This is a genomic window from Microvirga sp. P4_G7 (genome assembly GCF_056401005.1).
Genome location: NZ_JBFUKD010000786.1, coordinates 1 through 1,547, shown reverse-complemented (window position 1 = coordinate 1,547; position 1,547 = coordinate 1). Strand labels below are relative to the sequence as shown.

Here is a 1,547-nt window from a genome sequence, read left to right as displayed (position 1 = left end):
GGATTGCGAACACCGCGAACCGTCACAGCGCGGCGAATGTCAGGACGCCGGCGGATTCGAAGGCCATCTCGAAGGTCACTTCGCCCGCGTGATCGCCGCGATATTCGAGGCTCGTGATCTGGAATGGTCCTTCGATGCGACCGAAATCGGGAATGACGATCTGGTATGTGAGCACGTCGCCATCGAAGAACACCTGGCGCATACGCGCATCGGACGCCTCGTCCTTGAACACGCCCGATCCGGTGATGCCCGCGCGGCGCACGCCGACGCCGGCGAGCAATTCGCGCCAGCGGCCGGCGGAATCGGCGTTGGTGACGTCCACCGTTTCCGCGTTGAAGGCGATCTGCCGCGTCCGCAATCCGGCGACCGTCACGAAGCCGGATGCGCCGTCGTTGATCTTGACCAAGAGATCCTTGCCCTTTTGAGCCGGCATGACGAATGTCCTTTGAGATTGAAGTGAATGAGTGGCGTCTCGAAGGAGGAGACCCACTGGAGACGCCTCGTCCTTCGAGACGCGACTGCGTCGCTCCTCAGGATGAGGCTTCGAGACGCGACTGCGTCGCTCCTCAGGATGAGGCTTCGAGACGGGCCTCCGGCCCCCTCAGGATGAGGTTCCCCACTACGTCATCACCGGSCTYGTSCCGGTGACCTCGCTTCCSTKAWGCGCAGCGCTCATCTRATCGAGGTGGCCGGGACGAGCCCGGCCATGACAGCGGWGRGGATTGCCACCCCCAGTGTCATTCCCGGCCGGAGATGGCGGAGCCATCGCAGGGGAAGGGAACCCATTGCGCCGAGCCACATTCTCGCGAAGACGGGCCAGTCCTGGGTCCCCTTCCCTCGCTTACGCTCGCCGGGGATGACACAGAGGACTGTCTCCTCTCCAACCCCTCATCCTGAGGAGCCGCGGAGCGGCGTCTCGAAGGACCTCCAGAGACCACTGGAGACGCCTCGTCCTTCGAGACGCGACTGCGTCGCTCCTCAGGATGAGGCTTCGAGACGCGACTGCGTCGCTCCTCAGGATGAGGCTTCGAGACGGGCCTCCGGCCCCCTCAGGATGAGATTCCCCACTACGTCATCACCGGCCTTGTGCCGGTGACCTCGCTTCCGTGAAGCGCAGCGCTCATCCGATCGAGGTGGCCGGGACGAGCCCGGCCATGACAGCGGAGAGGATTGCCACCCAGTGCGGCTGAGGGTTTGGATGTGCGGTCACATCACTTCCGTCACGGCGCGCAATCGCAATGTGGCGCGAACGCGGCGTGTGTCCTTGTCGCGTTCGCAGGACAGTTCGGTCACACGCAACTGCACGAGACGGTGCCCGTCGAGGGAAAGCGCGGCATCGTGCAGAACGAGGGCCAGGCGCTCGGCGGCGGCGAGCGCGGTTCCGGCGCTGCCTTCCTCGCCCCAGACGATGAGTGCGATGTTCTGTTCGTGGCCGCGGTCGTTGTCGGTGGACCAATCCGCTGCCTTCACGTCGCCGAACACGGCATAAACCGGATCGGCGCTGCGCGGGGCTTCATCGAAGATCTTGACGGCGCCGCCCATCAGGT

General features: G+C 64.7%; 2 protein-coding genes. Both read right to left on the bottom strand.

Annotation, left to right across the window (positions count from 1 at the left end):
* Positions 1 to 22: 22 nt before the first annotated feature.
* On the bottom strand, positions 23 to 433 hold the full coding sequence (locus AC1DT3_RS20660) for a phage major tail protein, TP901-1 family (RefSeq protein WP_477467075.1): 411 nt from the start codon (positions 431 to 433) through the stop codon (positions 23 to 25).
* Positions 434 to 1,206: 773 nt separating this feature from the next.
* Positions 1,207 to 1,547, bottom strand: a 341-nt coding sequence (locus AC1DT3_RS20655; RefSeq protein ID WP_477467074.1) for a DUF3168 domain-containing protein, incomplete at its 5' end; no start/stop codon positions are given.

Excerpts from the sequence above, each read along its gene's own strand:
- AC1DT3_RS20660 (WP_477467075.1), bottom strand. The coding sequence starts at position 433 with ATGCCGGCTCAAAAGGGCAAGGATCTCTTGGTCAAGATCAACGACGGC.